Origin of the sequence: Sporosarcina koreensis, assembly GCF_001531445.1 — a bacterium.
GTDB classification, from domain to species: Bacteria; Bacillota; Bacilli; order Bacillales_A; family Planococcaceae; genus Sporosarcina; species Sporosarcina koreensis_C.
Genome location: NZ_LQYA01000356.1, coordinates 1 through 243 on the forward strand (window position 1 = coordinate 1; position 243 = coordinate 243).

At 37.9% G+C, this 243-nt stretch carries 1 protein-coding gene; it reads left to right on the forward strand.

Annotated features, from left to right (window positions below):
* Positions 1 to 119: 119 nt before the first annotated feature.
* Positions 120 to 243: plasmid recombination protein (locus tag AWV70_RS23290; RefSeq protein ID WP_201024470.1), on the forward strand; the 124-nt coding region annotated here is incomplete at its 3' end.

Here is a 243-nt window from a genome sequence, read left to right on the forward strand (position 1 = left end):
TTGTTCTGACCCTCGGAGAGCACACCTTTACGAATGTAAAGTATAGTGTGTTATACTTTACATGGAAGTTGACCGAAAACAGGTACACGTTTGTACCTCGTGAATGGAGCTGAAAAATGATGAGCTATGCAGTTTGTAGAATGCAAAAAATGAAGTACCATGATTTAAAAGGGATTCAATTTCACAATCAAAGAGAGCGGGAAAGTAAGACGAACCCCGATATTGATAAAGACAAATCAAATG